This window comes from Mameliella sp. LZ-28, assembly GCF_012274245.1.
Taxonomy (GTDB): Bacteria; Pseudomonadota; Alphaproteobacteria; order Rhodobacterales; family Rhodobacteraceae; genus Antarctobacter; species Antarctobacter albus.
The window spans coordinates 718,638-737,144 of record NZ_JAANYX010000011.1 but is presented as its reverse complement, the minus strand read 5'-3'; the positions used below and the strand labels follow the sequence as shown (position 1 = coordinate 737,144).

Genomic DNA, 18,507 nt, shown 5'->3' with positions numbered 1-18,507 from the left:
GAGGGGGATGGAATGTTCGAAGAACTGAAAACACTGGCCACAGGCATCGGCGAGCGCCGGATCGAAACGCTGTTCGCGGATGAGGGCCGGGCAGGGGCGTTCTCTTTGTCCGCAGAGGATATGCTCTTCGACTATTCCAAGACGCAGATCGACGCCGAGGTGCGCGCAGGCCTGCTGGCCCTAGCCGAGGCGCGCGGCGTGGCGGCCCGTCGGGACGCGATGTTCGCCGGGGAAAAGATCAACGAGACCGAGGGGCGCGCGGTGCTGCACACAGCGCTGCGCAACCTGGACGGGGCCGAAGTGCGGGTGGATGGCGTGGACGTGATGCCGCCGGTGCTGGAGACGCTGGGCCGCATGGAGGCCCTGGCGCGCGAGGTTCGCGGCTCGGGCATCACGGATGTCGTCAATATCGGCATCGGCGGCTCAGACCTTGGCCCGGTCATGGCGACGCTGGCGCTGGCGCCTTATCACGACGGGCCGCGCACGCATTTCGTGTCGAATGTCGATGGCGCAGATATTGCGGACAAGCTGGCGCTGTGTAACCCCGAAACAACGCTGTTCATCGTTGCCTCCAAGACCTTCACCACCATCGAGACGATGACCAACGCGCGCACCGCCAAGGCCTGGCTGGCCGGCAAGGGCGTGTCGGACGAGGGGCGTTTCGTGGCGCTGTCGTCGAACAAGGAAAAGGCAGCGGAATTCGGAATTCCGGCGGAGCGCGTGTTCGGATTCGAGGACTGGGTCGGCGGACGCTACTCGGTCTGGGGGCCGATCGGTCTGTCGCTGATGCTGGCAGTGGGGCCGGAGGGGTTTCGCGCCTTCCTGACCGGCGGCATGAAGATGGACCGCCATTTTCAGACGGCACCCCTGGCCGAGAACCTGCCGGTGCTGCTGGCGCTGGTGGGCATCTGGCACAACCAGGTGCTGGGCCATGCCACGCGCGCGGTGCTGCCCTATGACAACCGATTGCTGCGCCTGCCCGCCTACCTGCAACAGCTGGAAATGGAATCGAATGGCAAGGGCGTCAGCATGGACGGCGCCGATCTGCCCTATCACTCCGGTCCGGTGGTCTGGGGAGAGCCGGGCACGAACGGTCAGCACGCCTTTTACCAACTGATTCACCAGGGCACGCGGGTGATCCCGGCGGAATTTCTTGTCGCGGCAAAAGGCCATGAAGCTGATCTGAAACATCACCACGACCTGCTGGTGGCCAACTGCCTTGCCCAGTCCGAGGCACTGATGCGCGGCCGGTCGCTGAACGAGGCGCGCGGCAAGGTGGCGGACAAGTTCGAAGGCGACGAGTTGGAACGGCAGGCGCGGCACCGGGTGTTCCCGGGCAATCGTCCGTCGACCACGTTGATCTATCCGCTGCTGGACCCCGAAACGCTGGGCAAGATCATCGCGCTTTATGAACACCGGGTTTTTGTCGAAGGGGTGATTCTGGGCATCAACTCCTTCGACCAATGGGGGGTGGAGCTGGGCAAGGAGCTTGCGACCGCCCTTGGGCCGATGGTGACGGGGGCTGCGCCGGTCGAGGGAAAGGACGCGTCGACCGCCCAGCTTTTGGAGTTCGTGCATACGCACGGACGCGGCTGAAGTTCCGGCAGTCGAAAAAAATATAGCGGGGAACATGAGCGAAAAGAGACACGTTCTTCAGGCAGATCGAACGGAAAAAACGGAAGGAGTTCAACATGAAACGCTTCATGATGACCGTCGCTACAACCGCTCTCATCCCCGCTGTCGCTCTGGCGGAAAGCCACGAAACCGGTGATGCGATGGACCCGGCCGCCGACCCGATGCCGATGGAGCAGGCCGACACCGCGGATCCGATGGCCGCTGACCCGGACGTCGCCAAATCCGACGATCCGGAGATGACCGACAAGGATATGGCCGAGAGCGACGATCCGGCCGCACCAAAAGCGGATGCCACGGATACGGCAAAGGCGGACACCGGGCTGACCGCGCCGGTCAAGGCCTCGGTGATCGTCGGTGCGCCGATCTACACCCTGTCCGCCTCGGAAAGCGTCGATTGGGACGTGAACGTGAGCTATGACACCGTGGCCGACGAATGGACGCGCATCGGCTCGATCGACGATTTCATCGTCGACGAGAACGGCGAGATCATGGGCCTCGTGGCCGAGGTCGGCGGTTTCCTGGGGGTGGGTGACAAGTTTGTCATGCTGCCGATGGATGAAACCAAGATGATCATGGTGAGCGAGGCGGATTACGCCGTCGTCACGCCGTTCACCAGCGATCAGCTGTCCGAAATGGAACGGGTGGAGTAACTCGCTGCAAGGGCAAAGCAATTGCGCCCGGGGCCCAGTGCCCCGGGCGTTTTCGTGCGCGTCATCCGGGAATGTTGAACCCCGGCGCGGCGAGTTCGAAACCTTCGAAGCGGAAGCCAGGTGAGACGGTGCAGCCCACAAGGGTCCAGTCGCCCAGGGAGTGCGCGGCCTGCCAGTGACCGGCTTCGACGATGCCCTGCGGGCGCTGACCCCTGGCCAGGTCCGGTCCCAAAACCATGTCGTCGCGTGGGCCATTGTCGGTTGCGGACCGCATCAGGCGCAGCGGGCTGCCGGCGTAGTAGTGCCAGATCTCGCCGGCATCGACGCGGTGCCAATGGCTGCGCTCTTCCCCTTTCAGCAGGAAATAGATGCAGGTTCCCGGCGCGCGCTCGCCGCTGCCGGTGTCGGCCTCCCATGTCTGCCTGTAATGCCCGCCTTCGGGGTGCGGTGACAGGCCCAGAAGGGCGATGATCTCGTCAGCGGTCATGCAACGTACGGTCCTGTGAGGATTGGTTAAGAGCTGCGGCGCACCCTCAGGCCATCGAGAGTGAACCGAGCAGGAGAGACTGGATGTCGACTCTGACCCCCCGTGTCCTCAGGATGGCCGAGGAAATCGTTGCCCGCGAGGGCGGATATGTCAACGATCCGGACGATCCGGGCGGTGCCACGAAATATGGTGTCACGATACATACAATGCGCCGTCTTGGGCTGGACCTGGATGGCAACGGGCGCGTCGATGCCGCCGATGTGCGCCAGATCACCCGCGAACAGGCGGTGACGATCTTCCTGACACATTACTTCCTGAAACCGCGCATCGCCGAATTGCCGGAGCCGCTGCACGCCACGGTCTTTGACATGTACGTGAATGCGGGTGGCAACGCGGTAAAGATCCTGCAGCGGTTGCTGAACCAGATGGGCGAACAGGTGACGGTGGATGGGGCCATCGGGCCGCAGACTGTCGCCGCTACGGCGCGCGCCTTTGCAAAGGCGCCACATCACATGGCGGACGCCTACGGGATCGCGCGGCGCAACTATTACTTCCGCATCGCCGACAACCGCCCGGCGTCGCGCAAGTACGCGCGGACCCGCGCCGGCGGCAAAGGCGGCTGGATCAAGCGCGCCGAGGAGTTCATCGCGCCCAAGTACCACATGACGGAGGCCGAGTTTCACGCACGGGTGGCGGCATGGGGCTGATCGGTCAGCTTCTTGGTGTGCTGTTCGGCTCTGGCCGCAACGTGGTGACGGAGACGGCGGAGGTGTTCCGCGTCAATGCCGAGGCCCAGGCGCAGCGCGGCGCCGAGGCACAGGCCGCGGCGCTGGCGCAGATGGCGGGCGAGTTCCGCATTCGCCGTCGCGGCTGGTTCGACAGGCTGATGGACGCACTGAACCGCGTTCCGCGTCCGGCGATGGCCCTGGGGACGCTGGGCATGTTCGTGGCGGCGATGGTCGATCCGGTCTGGTTCGCGGCGCGCATGGCGGGCATCGCGCTGGTGCCAGAGCCCCTGTGGTGGCTGCTGGCGGCCATCGTCAGTTTCTACTTCGGCGCGCGCCACCAGGCCAAGGGGCAGGATTTCCAGCGTGACCTGGCGGTGACGATGGCGGCGGTCCCGCAAGTGGTGCAGACGGTCAAGGATGTCGAGGCGCTGCGAAATGTGACTCCGGATGCCGATGCCCCGGTCGAAACCGCGACTTTCGAGGTGCCATCGGACAACCCGGCGCTTGCCGACTGGAGGCGGACCGCCGGCTAGCCAATCTCCAAGTTTCATTTCGATGGCCGCGCTCCTGCACGGGGGCGCGGCTTTTTGATGGAGCAGGGCGGCACGCATATCATTGCGACAATGTGATCGGGGTATCCGGGCGAAAACGATTGGCCCGGAAGGGCGGCGCAACTATAACCCGAGACATGATTACAGAACTCGGACACTTCGCCCTGATCCTGGCCTTCCTGGTCTCGCTGGTTCAGCTGGTCATGCCCCTGGTGGGCGCGCACAAGCGGTGGCCCGGGTGGATGGCCGTTGCAGAACCGGCGGCGACGCTGCAATTTCTGCTGGTCGCCAGCAGTTTCGCGGCGCTGACCTATGCCTTTGTCGTCTCCGACTTCTCGTTGAAGCTGGTCTATGAGAACAGCCACTCCGCCAAGCCGATGATCTACAAGATCTCGGGCGTCTGGGGGAACCACGAGGGGTCCATGTTGCTCTGGGTTCTGATCCTGGCGCTTTTCGGGGCCTGCGCGGCCTGGTTCGGCACCAATATCCCACCGACTTTGCGCGCCCGCGTGCTGGCAGTGCAAAGCTCGGTCTCGGCGGCGTTCTATGCCTTCATCATCTTCACCTCGAACCCCTTCACGCGTCTCAGCATTCCGCCGATCGATGGCACGGACCTGAACCCGTTGCTGCAGGACCCGGGGCTGGCGTTTCACCCGCCGTTTCTCTACCTGGGGTACGTCGGGCTGAGCATCTGTTTCAGCTTTGCGGTCGCCGCATTGATCGAGGGACGGGTGGACGCGGCCTGGGGACGCTGGGTGCGCCCCTGGACCCTGGCGGCCTGGATCTTTCTGACCATCGGCATCGCGCTGGGGTCATGGTGGGCCTATTACGAACTGGGCTGGGGTGGCTTCTGGTTCTGGGACCCGGTCGAGAATGCCAGCTTCATGCCCTGGCTCTTTGCCGCAGCGCTGCTGCATTCCGCCATCGTCGTGGAAAAGCGCGAGTCGCTGAAAAGCTGGACCATCCTGCTGGCAATCCTGGCTTTCGGTTTCTCGCTGATTGGCACCTTCATCGTGCGGTCCGGCCTGCTGACCTCGGTCCACGCCTTCGCCAATGACCCGGTGCGTGGCAAGTTTATCCTCTATATCCTGCTGTTCTTTACCGGCGGTGCGCTGACGTTGTTCGCGGCGCGGTCGAACGTGATGGAATCCAAGGGCGTCTTCGGCGTTGTCAGCCGTGAAAGCGCCCTGGTGGTGAACAACATTCTTTTGGCGGTTTCCAGCTTTGTCGTCTTCGTCGGCACCATGTGGCCCTTCGTGGCCGAAATGCTGTTCGACCGGAAGCTGTCGGTGGGTGCGCCCTTCTTCAACATGGCCTTCACACCCTTCATGGTGGTGCTTGGGTTGATCCTGCCAGTGGGCGCGATGATCAGCTGGAAACGGGGCAAGCTGGATCGCGTGCTGCGGTCTCTGACACCTGCCTTCGGTCTTGCCATCGCGTTGATGGGGCTGGTCTGGGCGATGCAGACCGGACGCAGCCTGATGGGACCGATTGGCGTTTTCCTGGGCACCTGGATCGTTGCCGGGGCCGTCACCGACCTGATCGGGCGCACCGGCCAGTCGCGGGATTTTTCGCGCCTGCTGCGGTTGCCACGCGCGGAATGGGGCAAGGCTGTCGCCCATGCAGGCCTTGGGATCACCATGTTGGGGATCGCCGGGCTGCTGGCCTGGCAAGAGGAAGACATCCGTGTCGCCCATATCGACGAACCCTGGGCCGTTGGGGATTTCGAATTCACCCTGCTGAGCGTCAACAGGGTTCAGGGGCCGAACTACAACTCCACGATGGGGGAGGTCCGGGTGACGACCGATGGGCGTGAGATCGCCGTGCTGAACCCGGAGAAACGTGTTTATCCGGTGGCCCAGATGCCCACGACCGAGGCAGCCATCGACTACCGCGTGATGCGGGACGTCTACGTCGTGATCGGCGATCCGCAGGACAACGGCGGATGGGTCATGCGGATCTATATCAAGCCGCTGGCCAACTGGATCTGGGCCGGGGCGATCATCATGGCCCTGGGCGGCTGCCTGAGTCTGTCCGACCGGCGTTACCGGATTGCCGCCGGGGCGCGGAAATCGGCACCGGCACAGGGGGTGCCCGCGGAATGATGGGGAACACCGGGCGGCGGGGACAAACCCCGTCCTACATCCTTGGCCTGTTGTTCGCCCTCGTGGCTAACGTGGCGCTGGCGGTTCAGCCGGACGAGATGCTGGACGATCCAGCGTTGGAGGCCCGGGCGCGGGATATTTCAGCCGGGCTACGCTGCCTCGTCTGCCAGAATGAAAGCATCGACGAAAGCAATGCCTCGCTGGCGCGTGACCTGCGCATCCTGGTGCGTGAGCGGATCATGGCGGGCGACACCAACGAGGAAGTGGTGGCGTTCATCGTCGATCGCTACGGCGAGTTTGTCCTGCTGAAACCCACGACAGGCGGCTGGAACTGGCTGCTCTGGGCCTCGGGGCCGGGGCTGTTCCTGCTGGCGCTGGTCGTGGGTATGGCCTATGTGCGCCGCCGCTCGCTGGCGGCCGGGGCAGGGGATGAGGGGCTGTCTCCGGAAGAGCAGAAGCGCCTGGACGAATTGCTGAAGGGCGAGGAGGGCTGAGGCCCCCGGGCGTCGTCAGGCTGGCGCGCCCATCTGTTTTGCCACGAACCACTGTGTCCCACAGGGGGTGCGAAACCCGCCGCGACGGTCGCCGTCACCCTTGTCCAGCATCGGTTGGATTTCTTCCGCCCCCAGTTCCAGCGCCTTTGCATGCGCCGCGTCCGGATCGGGCAAATAGAGATGCACGACCGTTCCGGCGGCGCCTTCTGCCCCGCCCATCATCAGCACGGAATCCCCGATGCGGCACTCTGCGTGCAGGATCCTGTCACCATCGTGAAAGACCCGCAGCCGGGTGGCGCCAAAGACGGTCTCGCAGAACTGCAGGACCGCCTCGGGATCGGGAACGACGAGATAGGGCGAAAGATCTGTATAGCCGTCCGGTTTGTAGCTCATGGACGCAAGCATGACAGGCGGGGGCTGCTAGGGTCAACGGCGATGGACCGGACCCCGGCTTTCTGCTAAGCGGTTTTCACGGGTCCGCAGTTCACCCAGGCGCCGCCTTTCGCTAAACCTGCGACAGCATGATCCCGTGGATTGCCTTCGCGATACCCCTGGACAAGGGCGGCCCTCCTTTCCCCGATATGGGGACGCGGTATCGGTGACGGAGGACATCATGTCTCGTGATCCCATTGCCCTGACCATTCCCGATCTCTCGGCCTTTGCCAAGTCCCTGCGCGCAGGGTTGGACAACCCGCCCTCGCACCTCGAGATGCTGGGGCTGATTGCCCGCGCTGCGGGCTATCGCAACTACCAGCACATGCGCGCGCGGCTGGGCGACAGCCCGGCAGAGCCTCTGGACGACCGTGCGGTTGCCCGCGCCGCCCGGTTCTTTGACGATGCGGCCCGGTTCACGGACTGGCCGGGGCGCACATCCGTACAGGGCCTCTGCCTCTGGGTGGTCTGGGCGCAGCTACCGCCGGAGACCAGCTGGACGGAACGTGAGATCAGTGCCCGGATCGACAGGCTTTGCGTCTTTCGCGATGCGGCCCAGATTCGCCGGGCGATGATCGAACACGGGCTGTTGCGGCGCGATCGGGCGGGCTGCGCCTATGTCCGGCTGGAACGGCGTCCCAGCGCCGAGGCGCGTGCCCTGATCGCCCGTGTGTTGCGCCCGTGACGCGGCGTTTGGCTTTGCCATTCCCCCGGCTGCGATGTTTGATGCCGCCAAGGTTACAGGGAGCAAACCCATGCAATACGACATGATCACCTACGCGGTGGCCGAGGACATCGCCACCGTGACGCTGAACCGGCCAGACGTGATGAACGCATTGAACACCCAGATGCGGGCCGAGATTACCGATGCGGTCGAGCGTGGCGGGCGCGAGGCGCGGGTTGTCGTGCTGACGGGCACCGGCCGGTCGTTCTGTTCGGGGCAGGACCTGGGCGATGGCGGCAATGCCGCCAACCTGGACCTAGAGCGGACCCTGCGTGACGAATACGTACCGATGCTGCGGGCGATCTATGACTGCCCGGTGCCGACCATCAGCGCGGTGAACGGCGCGGCCGCGGGGGCAGGCGCCAACCTTGCGCTCTCGGCCGACGTTGTGATCGCGGCGGAATCGGCGTTCTTCCTGCAGGCTTTCACCCGGATCGGGCTGATCCCGGATGCGGGGGGCACATGGTTGTTGCCGCGGCAGATGGGGCTGGCCAAGGCGATGGGCGCGGCGCTGTTCGCCGAAAAGATCACGGCGGCGCAGGCGGATGCCTGGGGCATGATCTGGGAAGCAGTGGCCGACGACGTCTTTGGCGCCCATGTCGCGGCGCGCGCGCGGCATCTGGCGCAGGGGCCGACGGCGGCCTATGCGCGGGTGAAACAGGCCCTGCGCGCCTCGTACGACAACGACCTGGAGGCACAACTGGGTGTCGAGTCGAAACTGCAGGGGGAATGCGGCAAGACGCGGGACTTCAAGGAGGGGGTCGTGGCCTTTCACGAAAAGCGCCCGGCGGTTTACGAGGGGCGGTGAGGCCTGCAGGGGGCTCTGCCCCCGCCTTCGGCTCCCCCGGAGGTATTTTTCGGCCCAAAGAAACAGCGAGGGGCCAATGGAAAAGGCCCGGGCGGTGCGCCCGGGCCTTTTCATTTTGATCTGTCCCGCGTTCAGCGGTTTTCGATGTCGACGTAGTCGCGCATGGTCTCGCCCAGGTAGAGCTGGCGCGGGCGGCCGATCTTGTTCTGCGGATCGTTCAGCATTTCCTTCCACTGGCTGACCCAGCCGACGGTGCGCGACAGCGCAAAGATCGGCGTGAACATGGAGGTCGGGAAACCCATCGCCTCGAGGATGATGCCCGAGTAGAAATCGACGTTCGGGAACAGTTTCTTCTCGGAGAAATAGGGATCGGCGAGCGCCTGTTTCTCCAGTTCCTTCGCGGTGGCGAGGATCGGGTTGTTTTCGACGCCCAGCAGGTCCAGCACCTCGTCGGCGGATTGCTTCATGACCTTCGCGCGCGGGTCGAAGTTCTTGTAGACCCGGTGGCCAAAGCCCATCAGGCGGAAGCTGTCGTTCTTGTCCTTGGCGCGGGCGATGTACTCGGGGATGTTCTCGGGCGAGCCGATTTCCTTGAGCATTTCCAGGCAGGCCTGGTTGGCGCCACCGTGGGCTGGGCCCCAGAGGCAGGCGATGCCGGCGGCGATGCAGGCAAAGGGGTTGGCACCCGAGGACGAGGCCAGGCGTACGGTCGATGTCGAGGCGTTCTGCTCGTGGTCGGCGTGCAGGGTAAAGATCCGGTCCATCGCGCGGCTCAGGATCGGGTCGACGACATATTCCTCGGCCGGGACCGAGAAGCACATGTGCAGGAAGTTCGCCGCGTAATCCAGGTCATTGCGCGGATAGACGAAGGGCTGGCCGACCGAATACTTGTAGGCCATCGCGGCGATCGTCGGCATCTTGGCGATCAGGCGGTGCGATGCGATCTCGCGCTGGCGCGGATCGTTGATGTCGGTCGAGTCGTGGTAGAAGGCCGCCATCGCGCCGACCACGCCCACCATCACGGCCATCGGATGCGCGTCCCGCCGGAACCCCCGGAAGAAGTTGTACATCTGCTCGTGGATCATCGTGTGACGGGTGATCGTGTTCTCGAAGTTCTCGAGTTCATCGGCCTTGGGCAGGTAGCCGTAGAGCAGCAGGAAGCAGACTTCGAGGTAATGCGATTTCGAGGCCAGCTGGTCGATCGGGTAGCCGCGATGCAGCAATTCGCCCTTGTCGCCGTCGATGAAGGTGATGGTCGAATCGCAGGAGGCGGTCGAGGTGAAACCGGGGTCGTAGGTGAAGACACCGGCCTGGCCGTAGAGCTTGCGAATGTCGATCACGTCCGGACCGGCGGTCGGCGAATGCATCGGCAGTTCAAAATCCTTGCCGTCGATCGAAAGCGTCGCGGTCTTGCTGGTCTCAGCCATGCTTGTCATCCCTCTTATATCGTGAAGCGGGGCCGTGAGACGGCCCTGCCGGTTGAAGTCACATGGCCGGTCCGGGGCTTCAGCCCTCTTGTTCGGCCGCGGCCCGGGCCAGGCGCGAAAGGCTTTCGTCGCGGCCCAGGACGAGCATCATGTCGAAGACCGAAGGCGTCACGGCGCGTCCGGCAAGAGCGGCCCGCAGCGGGCCGGCCAGCTTGCCGAACTTGGTTCCCTGATCCTCGGCGAAACGGTTCAGAACCGCCTCCAGTTCGTCTCGGGACCAGCTAGCATCTTGCAGGTGCGGCGTCAACGAGGCCAGTATACCACGGGATACCGTGTCAAGGTTCTTCGATGCCTTCTCATCCGGCTGAATGGGCGTATCCGCCAAAACAAAATGCGCCTTTTCAAGTAGTTCCGGCAGTGTCTTGGCCCGGTCCTTGAGGCAATACATCGCACGAAGCAATCCGTCACGCTGCGTCGCGGTCAGGGCGGATTCGCCTATGGCTGCAAGAAACGCCTCGATTTCTTGCAGCAGTGCAGCATCGTCGCTGATCGCGATGTGCTGGCCGCAGAGGTTTTCCAGTTTCTTGAGATCGAACCGGGCCGGCGACTTGCCGATCCCGTCCAAGCCGAACCACTCCTGCGCCTGCGCATCGGTAAAGAATTCGTCGTCGCCGTGGCTCCATCCCAGCCGCGCCAGGTAGTTGCGCATGCCCGCTGCCGGGTAGCCCATCTTCTGGTATTCGTCGGCGCCAAGCGCGCCATGACGTTTCGACAGCTTCTTGCCGTCCGGCCCGTGGATCAGGGGGATATGCGCGTAGACCGGCAGCGGCCAGCCCATCGCGGCATAAATGCCCATCTGCCGCGCGGCGTTGTTGAGGTGGTCGTCGCCCCGGATCACATGGGTCACGCCCATGTCGAAATCGTCGACCACGACGGCCAGCATGTAGACCGGCGTCCCGTCCGAGCGCAGCAGCACCATGTCATCCAGCTGGTCGTTGCGGATGGTGACGCGTCCCTGAACCTGGTCCTCGATAACCGTCTCGCCGTCCTGCGGTGTTTTCAGGCGGACAACATGGGGGGCGTCCGGATGCGTGGCGGGATCGGCATCGCGCCAGGGGCTCCGGAACAGGGTCGAGCGTCCCTCGGCCCGGGCCGCTTCGCGGAAGGCCTCGATTTCTTCCTGCGTAGAGAAACACTTGTAGGCCGCGCCCTTGGCGAGCAGCTGATGGGCAACCTCGGCATGGCGGGGGGCGCGTTCGAACTGGCTTACGACCTCGCCGTCATGGTCCAGTCCCAGCCAGTCCAGCCCGCGCAGGATCGCCTCTGTCGCTTCGGGGGTCGAGCGCGCGCGATCCGTGTCCTCGATCCGCAACAGGAACTTGCCGCCACGGCCCCGGGCATAGAGCCAGTTGAACAGCGCGGTGCGGGCGCCGCCGATGTGCAGGAAACCGGTGGGCGAGGGGGCAAAGCGGGTGACGACCTGGGCGTCGGACATCTTGGTTAACCTTTTCATAACGGCATCGGGGCTAGGCTTTGCCGTTCCTTAACGAGCCGCCCAACGGGGGGCAAGCATGGGTCAGGTCCTGACGTGGCTGGCCGCCCTCCTCCTGGGGCAACGCGGCCATCTATTTCCCTGGGCGCCGGTTTGCCTGGCAACCGGCATCGGGGTCTATTTCGCGCTCCGCGCCGAACCTTCGGCGGCGGTGCTCTGGGCCTGTGGCGGGCTTGGCTGTCTTGCCCTGGTCCAGCATCGCGCCGGACCGCTTTGGGGGCCCTTGCTGGGCGCGGTTGCGCTGGCGGCAGCCGGGTTCGCTCTGGCGGGTGTCCGGGCGCAGCAGGTGGCCGGGCCGGTGCTGGATTTCCGGTACTACGGCGCGATCGAGGGACGCGTGATCCAGATCGACCGCTCTGCCTCGGACGCGCTGCGGCTGACGCTGGACCGGGTGGTGCTGGAACGTATGGACCCGGACGAGACCCCACACCGGGTGCGGGTCTCCTTGCACGGGACACAGGGCTATCTCGATCCGCGTCCGGGCCAGGTGGTGATCCTGACCGGGCACCTGTCGCCCCCCGGCGGCGCGGTCGAACCCGGCGGGTTCGATTTTCGCCGCCACGCCTGGTTCCTGCGGTTGGGGGCCGTGGGCTATACGCGCTCGCCGGTCTTGCTGCTGGAAGAGGCGGGCGAGGGCCTGCCCGTGGCGCGGATGCGGCTGTGGTTGTCGGCGCGGGTCCAGGCGGCCCTGCCGGGTGAACGGGGCGCCTTTGCCGCCGCGATCATGACCGGGGACCGATCCGGCATGGGGCAGGAGACGTTGCAGGCGCTGCGGGACAGCAACCTGGCGCATCTTCTGGCCATCTCGGGCCTGCACATGGGACTGTTGGCGGGCTTCGTGTTCGCGGCCCTGCGGCTGGCGCTGATTCTGCCGCGTCACGCGCGCCATCACTGGCCCGGCAAGAAGCTGGCGGCCCTTGGGGCGTTGCTGGCCGCCGCAGGCTACCTTGCACTTTCGGGTGGCAACGTGGCGACGGAACGGGCCTTCATCATGGTGGCGGCGGCGCTCTGTGCTCTGATGCTGGACCGCCGGGCATTGAGCCTGCGGAGCGTGGCCATTGCGGCGCTGGTGGTCCTTGTGATGCGGCCCGAGGCGCTGCTGGGGCCCGGGTTCCAGATGTCCTTTGCCGCCACGACCGCGCTGGTCGCGGTCTTTGAACAGTTCAGCCTGCTCCAGCGCGACCGCAAGTGGCCACGCTGGATCGCGCCGATCCTGTCGGTCGTGGTGTCCTCGGCCGTGGCAGGGGCGGCAACGGCCCCGGTGGGTATGGCACATTTCAACCAGGTGGCACATTACGGGCTGTTGGCGAACCTGGTGGCCGTGCCGGTTATGGGGATCTGGGTGGTTCCGCTGGCTGTGCTGGCGGCGCTGCTGATGCCCTTGGGGCTGGATTGGATCGCTTTGGAACTGATGGCGCTGGGACTGGGCTGGATCCTGGGCGTTGCGCATACGGTGGCGGGTTGGGAAGGCTCTGTCGGACATGTCGTGGCACCCGGTTCCTGGGTGCTGCCGCTGATCGCCCTTGGCGGGCTGCTCTTGTGCCTTTGGCGCGGCCGTGGGCGGCTGGCCGGGTTGGCGCCACTGGGCCTGGCGGTGGTGCTTTGGGTGGGAACCGACAGGCCCGGGGTGCTGATCTCGGACAGTGGCACGCTGGTGGGGATCATGCTGCCGGAGGGGCGGGCGCTGTCGCGCGAACGCGGTTCCGGATTCGTGGCGGGGGTCTGGCTGGAAAACGACGGGCTGGGTCATGTGCAGCCCGAGGCGGCGGCGCTCTGGCCCGCGCCGGTCGAGGACCGCGTGGCGCGGGCCACCATCGGGGATCTCGAGATCCTGCACCTGCAGGGCAAGCGCGCCGCGCGCAGCGTCACCAGCTGCCATTCGGGTCAGATCGTGGTGTCCAGCGTGGCGCTGAGCCTGCCGGGCGGCTGCGAGGTCTTCGACCCGCCGCGCCTCGAAGAGAGCGGATCCGTCGCGGTCTGGCTGAGGGGCGGTGTGCAGGTGGTGACGGACCGTGACCTTTCAGGCCACAGGCTCTGGCACGGTGGCGCGCCGGAACCGGTACGGCTGGCGCGCTCTGCGGTTGCGGATCAGTAGGTGCGGATCAGGCCGACAAGACGGCCCTGCACGGTGACAGCCCCCTGCGGCAGCACGCGCGGTTCGTAGATCGGGTTCGCGGCCTCGAGGACGATCATGTCGCCCTTGCGGCGGAACCGTTTCAGCGTAGCCTCGTAGCCTTCGATCTGGGCCACGACGATGTCGCCGTCCGAGGCATCCGAGGTCTCGCGGATCACCACCACGTCACCGTCGTTGATACCTGCTTCGATCATCGAGTCGCCCTTGACCTCAAGCGCGTAGTGGCGGCCCTGGCCGTGCAGCATCTGTCCGGGGACAGAGACCCCCGGCGCGGGATCGTTGATCGCCTCGATCGGGCGACCGGCGGCGATGCTGCCGACCAGCGGCAGCTCGGCCAGGGTCGCCGGTCCAAGGTCGAAAGCACCCGACGGCCGGTTGTCGGGGCGGTCGCCCTCGATCACCTTGGGCGAGAACCCGGCAGGCTGGCCGCCAAGGCTTTCGGGCAGTTTGACGATCTCGATTGCGCGCGCCCTGTGGGCGAGGCGGCGAATGAAGCCGCGCTCTTCCAGCGCGGTGATCAGTCGGTGAATGCCGGATTTCGATCGCAGGTTGAGCGCGTCTTTCATCTCGTCGAAACTGGGGGGGACACCATCACGTGTCATCCGCTTGTTGATGAAGTCGAGAAGGTCGAGTTGTTTCTTGGTCAGCATGCTCAGCCCCACAATTGTTAACTTTTGTTCTATGGCTGTTCATGTTTTGTGTCAACGATCATGTGGATAAGCCCTGCGCCCTGTTGCGCATTGGCGTCAACCGGGCGCAGGGAGTAACCTGTCCTTGATGGTCTGTGAGGCGCCGCGCGGAGGGCGCTACAGAGGCAGGTAGTCCACCGTATCGCCGATCTGGCGTGCCGCATCGCCCACGGGGCGCACCAGCAGCGCGTTTGCCTTGCCCAGGACGCTGAGCAGGCTGGAATCCTGACGGTCCAGGGCCCTGATCCCGTCGCCGTCGAGTTGCGCGCGCATGTAGTGTTCGCGCGGGCCATTCTGCGTGAGCGGAGCACTCAACCGGGCTGTAAGCCGGGGCGCGGGTGCGGTGCCCAGCCCCAGCATTGCCCGGATCACGGGCGCGAGGAAGACGTGACCGCAGACCATCGCAGACACCGGATTGCCCGGCAGGCCCACCATCATGGCACCCTGCAACCGACCCGACATCAGCGGCTTGCCGGGACGCATGGCGACCTTGTGAAAGGCCCGTTCCATCCCCAGTTCGCCGGCCACGCGCGCCACGAGGTCATGGTCCCCGACCGAGGCGCCGCCGATGGTGACAACCAGATCCGCGTCCCCGACCAGCGAAAAACAATGGACCAGCGACTCCGATGTGTCGCGGGCGATGGGCAGGATGCGGGGTTCCGCGCCGAGGTCTCGCAAAAGCGCGTGCAGGCCAAAAGTGTTCGAGGCGATGATCTGGTCCGGGCCGGGCGTGTCACCCGGCATCACCAGCTCATCCCCGGTCGAGATCAGTGCGACGCGCGGTTTTCGGGTGACGGGCACCTCGGCAATGTTCATCGCCGCCAGCAGGGCCACGTCCTGCGGTGTCAGGAGCCGGGGCGCCTCGACCGTCTGGCCGATGCGGAAATCGGTGCCAGCGGGCCGAATATAGGGATTTTCGTCCAGATCGTCATGGAGCGTGATGCTCTCGCCGTCGCGGGTCACGTATTCCTGGATGACGATGCGCGTGGCGCCCTCGGGGACCGGGGCACCGGTAAAGATGCGCACGGCCTGACCGGGGCCGACGCTGCCTTCGAAACGGGTCCCGGCGGCACTTTCGCCGATCACGGTCAACCTCTGGCCCGGCGCGGCCCCGGGGACGGCATAGCCGTCCATCGCCGAGGCGGGAAAGGGCGGCTGATCGCGGCGCGCCGTGACGGGCCTGGCCAGCACACGGCCCGCGGCCTGCACTAGCGGGACGGTTTCCACCGGCAGGGGTGCGGCAAGGGCAAAAAGCTGGTCGAGCGCCTCGGAAACGGAGATCATCTGGCACTCCTTTTCAGTTCGCTTTCTTCCCACTGCCTGTATTTAAGACCCGTCTGATCATGAACAAGCAACTCCAACCCGCTTGTAGCTTGCCCCATGATGAAGTCGCTGGCCCCTGACGGGCTCTTGAATGCCAAGTTTTCCAATAGTACGTCATGATCAGTCGCCCTCTCGAGTGCTCCTGTCGCCAACAATTGCTGTCGTTTCTTAGCAATCGAAATAAGCGAGGGGGGAATATCATCGCTTGGACGAAGTCTTGCGCCCGCGAGTACGACAAATTCACCATCAATCAAGTCAATCTTGGCTTGCCACCCCTTTGAGTGGCGAACGAGAAAACGCTCCGAATTTTCGGAAGGCATCTCCGAGAAACTTGTTGCTGCGCGTCTCCCTGATTCAAAAAGATCAACTCGAATTGCGGGTAAGACCATCAGAACGGTTTCTACGAAGCTTTCCATGTTTGTGATCGCGGCTTCGTTCAAGCTCGCCCGGGGCGGTGCATTCCCATTCTTCAGGCGGGCACCTGCAGACTTCGCCAACTCGACCAAGCGGCTTTCCAAGTATTTTACATGAGCTTTATGCAGAGCATCACCGGCGGTCGTAACAATTACCACCTCTTCCCACCAGTCTTTGTCGGTGTCGTGGCCTGGTATGCGTTTTGCGACGTTCTCGGCTTCGCCAATATATGCGAGCGGCCCTTGGTTGTCGGATCCAATGAGAACGTAGACACCTGTCTGCTGCGAATGTGCACGTTTCAAGCCGTCGGCGAGTCGCGAACGGGGAATGCGTAGAATATGGCCCGTCCAATTGAACACTTCTGCTGTGAGCATTCCGTCTGGGCGGCCATCGACGAAGAAAAGTTCCAGGGATCGGCCTTTGCTCATTTCGCCTCGTAACGCCCCGATTTTCCGCCATCTTTCAACAGAACGCGGATACCGCCGATCTGCATGTTCTTGTCCACTGCCTTGACCATGTCATAGACCGTCAGCGCGGCGGTCGATACAGCGGTCAGCGCCTCCATCTCGACCCCGGTCTGGCCGGAGGTCTTGACCGTTGCGATGATGCGCAGGCCGGGCAGGTCCGGGTCCTGGGTCAGGTCGACGGTGACCTTGGTCACGGGCAACGGGTGGCAAAGCGGGATCAGCTCGGGCGTCTTCTTGGCGCCCATGATGCCCGCCAGCCGCGCCACGCCGATCACGTCGCCCTTTTTCGCGCGGCCCTCGGTGATCATGGCAAAGGTCTCGGGCGCCATTGTCACATGGCCCTCGGCGGTGGCGATACGGTCCGTCACCGGCTTGTCCGAGACATCGACCATATGGGCGTTGCCCTGGTCGTCGAAATGGCTCAGCCCGCTCATGCCGGCACCGGGTTCTTCAGCAGCGCCTGTGTGGCGGCGGCCACGTCCGCCTGCCGCATCAGGCTTTCGCCGATCAGGAAGGCGCGCGCGCCGTGCCCGGCCATGTCGGCGAGGTCGGCAGGCGTGTTCAGGCCGGATTCGGAAATCAGGAAACGGTCCTCCGGCAGGCGTTTCGACAGGGTCCGCGTGGTGTCCAGCGTGGTCTCGAAGGTCTTGAGGTTGCGGTTGTTGACCCCGATCAGGGGTGAGTTCAGCGTCAGCGCCCGGTCGAGCTCTTCGCCGTCGTGTACCTCGATCAGGGCATCCATGCCCCAGCTCTGCGCGGCCTCTTCCAGCTCGGCGGCCTGTGCGTCGCTGACGCTGGCCATGATGATCAGGATGCAATCGGCACCAAGCGCGCGGGCCTCGGCCACCTGGTAGGTGTCGTACATGAAGTCCTTGCGCAGCGCGGGCAGCGAACAGGCCGCGCGGGCGGCGGTTAGAAAGGGCTTGGCGCCCTGGAAACTGGGCGTGTCGGTGAGCACCGAGAGACAGGTGGCGCCCCCCGCTTCGTAGGCTTTCGCCAGTGCCTCGGGGTCGAAATCCTCGCGGATCAAGCCCTTGGAGGGAGAGGCTTTCTTGATCTCGGCGATCAGGCCGTAGCCGCTCTCGGCGGCATCCATCAGGGCACCGGCAAACCGGCGCACCGGCGGCGCGGCGCGGGCCTCGTCCTCGACCGTGCCGAGCGGTTTGGCGGCCTTGTCGGCGGCGATCTCTTCCAGCTTGTAGGCCTTGATCTTGTCGAGAATGGTGGTGGTCATCACGGTCCCTTGGGCGTCGTCCAGTTGATCGGCGTCTGGCCCTTGTCCATAAGCCAGTCGTTGATGCGGGAAAAGGGGCGCGAGCCGAAAAAGCCCCGGCGCGCGGAGAGGGGCGAAGGATGGGCGCTGGACAGGACAAGGTGGCCGTCGCCGGTGATGTGCCTTGCGAACCCTTGCGCGTGACCGCCCCAGAGCAGGAAGGCCCGGGGACGGTCCGACAGCGCGGCCAGCACCTGTTCGGTCAGTCGTGCCCAGCCCAGTTTCGCATGGGCCCCGGCTTTGCCCGCCTCGACCGTCAGCGCCGTGTTGAGCAGGAGCACGCCCTGCTCGGCCCAGAAGTGCAGGTCGCCGGTATCTGGGCAGGCGCCGAGGTCATCCGTCATTTCCTTGAAGATATTGTTCAGCGACCGGGGCAGGGGGCGCACGTCGGGTTCGACGGAAAAGGCAAGTCCATGAGCATGGCCCGGCGTCGGGTACGGGTCCTGGCCCAGGATCACCACCCGCGTGCGGTCCGGCGGGCAGGCGTCGAGCGCGGCAAAGACCTGATGGGCCGGCGGCAGCACCTGGGCGTCACTTTGTGCAAGCTGCCCCGCGATCCGGGGCAGATCCTGCACGAAAAAGGGCAGGTGGCGCCAGTTGTCGGGCGGCGTCAG

The 18,507-nt window shown here is 64.9% G+C and carries 19 protein-coding genes; 9 read left to right on the top strand and 10 right to left on the bottom strand.

The annotated features are described in order from the left end of the window. Window positions 1-12 precede the first annotated feature (12 nt). Window positions 13-1,596 carry a glucose-6-phosphate isomerase gene (pgi, locus tag G9Q80_RS10190; RefSeq protein WP_088715034.1) on the top strand — a complete coding sequence of 528 codons (1,584 nt, stop codon included), beginning with the start codon at window positions 13-15 and terminating at the stop codon, window positions 1,594-1,596. Between the two features lie 95 nt (window positions 1,597-1,691). Continuing rightward, window positions 1,692-2,285 (top strand): PRC-barrel domain-containing protein, encoded by a 594-nt coding sequence (locus G9Q80_RS10185; protein WP_088715033.1) that lies wholly within the window; start codon window positions 1,692-1,694, stop codon window positions 2,283-2,285. Window positions 2,286-2,346: 61 nt separating this feature from the next. Here the strand turns inward: G9Q80_RS10185 and G9Q80_RS10180 are convergent, their stop codons facing one another. Further along, window positions 2,347-2,772: a cupin domain-containing protein gene (locus G9Q80_RS10180; protein ID WP_088715032.1), complete on the bottom strand. Its 426-nt coding sequence runs from the start codon at window positions 2,770-2,772 to the stop codon at window positions 2,347-2,349. 83 nt (window positions 2,773-2,855) lie between these two features. Here G9Q80_RS10180 and G9Q80_RS10175 point away from each other — a divergent pair, with 83 nt between their 5' ends. The 4 genes from G9Q80_RS10175 to G9Q80_RS10160 all read left to right on the top strand — a co-directional run bounded on the left by G9Q80_RS10175 (window position 2,856) and on the right by G9Q80_RS10160 (window position 6,650). Further along, on the top strand, window positions 2,856-3,479 hold the full coding sequence (locus G9Q80_RS10175; protein WP_232788196.1) for a holin-associated N-acetylmuramidase: 624 nt from the start codon (window positions 2,856-2,858) through the stop codon (window positions 3,477-3,479). Next, window positions 3,470-4,033 (top strand): holin family protein, encoded by a 564-nt coding sequence (locus tag G9Q80_RS10170; protein ID WP_184757084.1) that lies wholly within the window; start codon window positions 3,470-3,472, stop codon window positions 4,031-4,033. The genes G9Q80_RS10175 and G9Q80_RS10170 overlap by 10 nt, the downstream gene beginning before the upstream one ends. A gap of 155 nt (window positions 4,034-4,188) precedes the next feature. Then, the gene (locus G9Q80_RS10165; RefSeq protein WP_088715031.1) at window positions 4,189-6,156 is read left to right on the top strand and encodes a heme lyase CcmF/NrfE family subunit; all 1,968 of its coding nucleotides are present in this window, start codon (window positions 4,189-4,191) and stop codon (window positions 6,154-6,156) included. Further along, the gene (locus tag G9Q80_RS10160) at window positions 6,153-6,650 is read left to right on the top strand and encodes a cytochrome c-type biogenesis protein (RefSeq protein ID WP_168246454.1); all 498 of its coding nucleotides are present in this window, start codon (window positions 6,153-6,155) and stop codon (window positions 6,648-6,650) included. Before G9Q80_RS10165 ends, G9Q80_RS10160 begins: the two co-directional genes overlap by 4 nt. A 15-nt stretch (window positions 6,651-6,665) precedes the next feature. Here G9Q80_RS10160 and G9Q80_RS10155 read toward each other — a convergent pair whose 3' ends face one another. After that, on the bottom strand, window positions 6,666-7,043 hold the full coding sequence (locus G9Q80_RS10155; RefSeq protein WP_088715030.1) for a VOC family protein: 378 nt from the start codon (window positions 7,041-7,043) through the stop codon (window positions 6,666-6,668). Window positions 7,044-7,263: 220 nt separating this feature from the next. Here G9Q80_RS10155 and G9Q80_RS10150 point away from each other — a divergent pair, with 220 nt between their 5' ends. Both G9Q80_RS10150 and G9Q80_RS10145 read left to right on the top strand, forming a co-directional pair. Continuing rightward, window positions 7,264-7,767: a DUF2087 domain-containing protein gene (locus G9Q80_RS10150; protein ID WP_088715029.1), complete on the top strand. Its 504-nt coding sequence runs from the start codon at window positions 7,264-7,266 to the stop codon at window positions 7,765-7,767. A gap of 70 nt (window positions 7,768-7,837) precedes the next feature. Next, a complete protein-coding gene (locus G9Q80_RS10145; RefSeq protein WP_069209860.1) occupies window positions 7,838-8,614 on the top strand; it encodes an enoyl-CoA hydratase-related protein in 777 nt (258 codons plus the stop codon). Between the two features lie 131 nt (window positions 8,615-8,745). Here G9Q80_RS10145 and gltA read toward each other — a convergent pair whose 3' ends face one another. After that, window positions 8,746-10,041 (bottom strand): citrate synthase, encoded by a 1,296-nt coding sequence (gene gltA, locus G9Q80_RS10140; protein ID WP_043139843.1) that lies wholly within the window; start codon window positions 10,039-10,041, stop codon window positions 8,746-8,748. Window positions 10,042-10,120: 79 nt separating this feature from the next. Next, window positions 10,121-11,536 (bottom strand): glutamate--tRNA ligase, encoded by a 1,416-nt coding sequence (gene gltX, locus G9Q80_RS10135; protein ID WP_088715028.1) that lies wholly within the window; start codon window positions 11,534-11,536, stop codon window positions 10,121-10,123. 76 nt (window positions 11,537-11,612) lie between these two features. On the opposite strand from gltX, the gene G9Q80_RS10130 reads away from it, so the two are divergent. Continuing rightward, window positions 11,613-13,688 (top strand): ComEC/Rec2 family competence protein, encoded by a 2,076-nt coding sequence (locus tag G9Q80_RS10130; RefSeq protein WP_088715027.1) that lies wholly within the window; start codon window positions 11,613-11,615, stop codon window positions 13,686-13,688. Here the strand turns inward: G9Q80_RS10130 and lexA are convergent. The 6 genes from lexA to G9Q80_RS10100 form a co-directional block, all read right to left on the bottom strand. Next, complete coding sequence (gene lexA / locus G9Q80_RS10125) at window positions 13,682-14,377, bottom strand: transcriptional repressor LexA (RefSeq protein WP_043140079.1); 696 nt, start codon at window positions 14,375-14,377, stop codon at window positions 13,682-13,684. The two genes, G9Q80_RS10130 and lexA, sit on opposite strands and share 7 nt — an antisense overlap. Window positions 14,378-14,533: 156 nt before the next feature. Beyond that, complete coding sequence (locus G9Q80_RS10120) at window positions 14,534-15,700, bottom strand: molybdopterin molybdotransferase MoeA (protein ID WP_088715026.1); 1,167 nt, start codon at window positions 15,698-15,700, stop codon at window positions 14,534-14,536. Further along, a complete protein-coding gene (locus G9Q80_RS10115) occupies window positions 15,697-16,581 on the bottom strand; it encodes a GIY-YIG nuclease family protein (RefSeq protein WP_088715025.1) in 885 nt (294 codons plus the stop codon). Before G9Q80_RS10115 ends, G9Q80_RS10120 begins: the two co-directional genes overlap by 4 nt. Continuing rightward, a complete protein-coding gene (moaC, locus tag G9Q80_RS10110) occupies window positions 16,578-17,054 on the bottom strand; it encodes a cyclic pyranopterin monophosphate synthase MoaC (RefSeq protein WP_043139834.1) in 477 nt (158 codons plus the stop codon). Before moaC ends, G9Q80_RS10115 begins: the two co-directional genes overlap by 4 nt. Then, window positions 17,051-17,854, bottom strand: a complete 804-nt coding sequence (gene trpC, locus G9Q80_RS10105) for an indole-3-glycerol phosphate synthase TrpC (RefSeq protein ID WP_088715024.1) — start codon at window positions 17,852-17,854, stop codon at window positions 17,051-17,053. Before trpC ends, moaC begins: the two co-directional genes overlap by 4 nt. Then, a complete protein-coding gene (locus G9Q80_RS10100; protein WP_088715093.1) occupies window positions 17,854-18,507 on the bottom strand; it encodes a uracil-DNA glycosylase in 654 nt (217 codons plus the stop codon). Before G9Q80_RS10100 ends, trpC begins: the two co-directional genes overlap by 1 nt.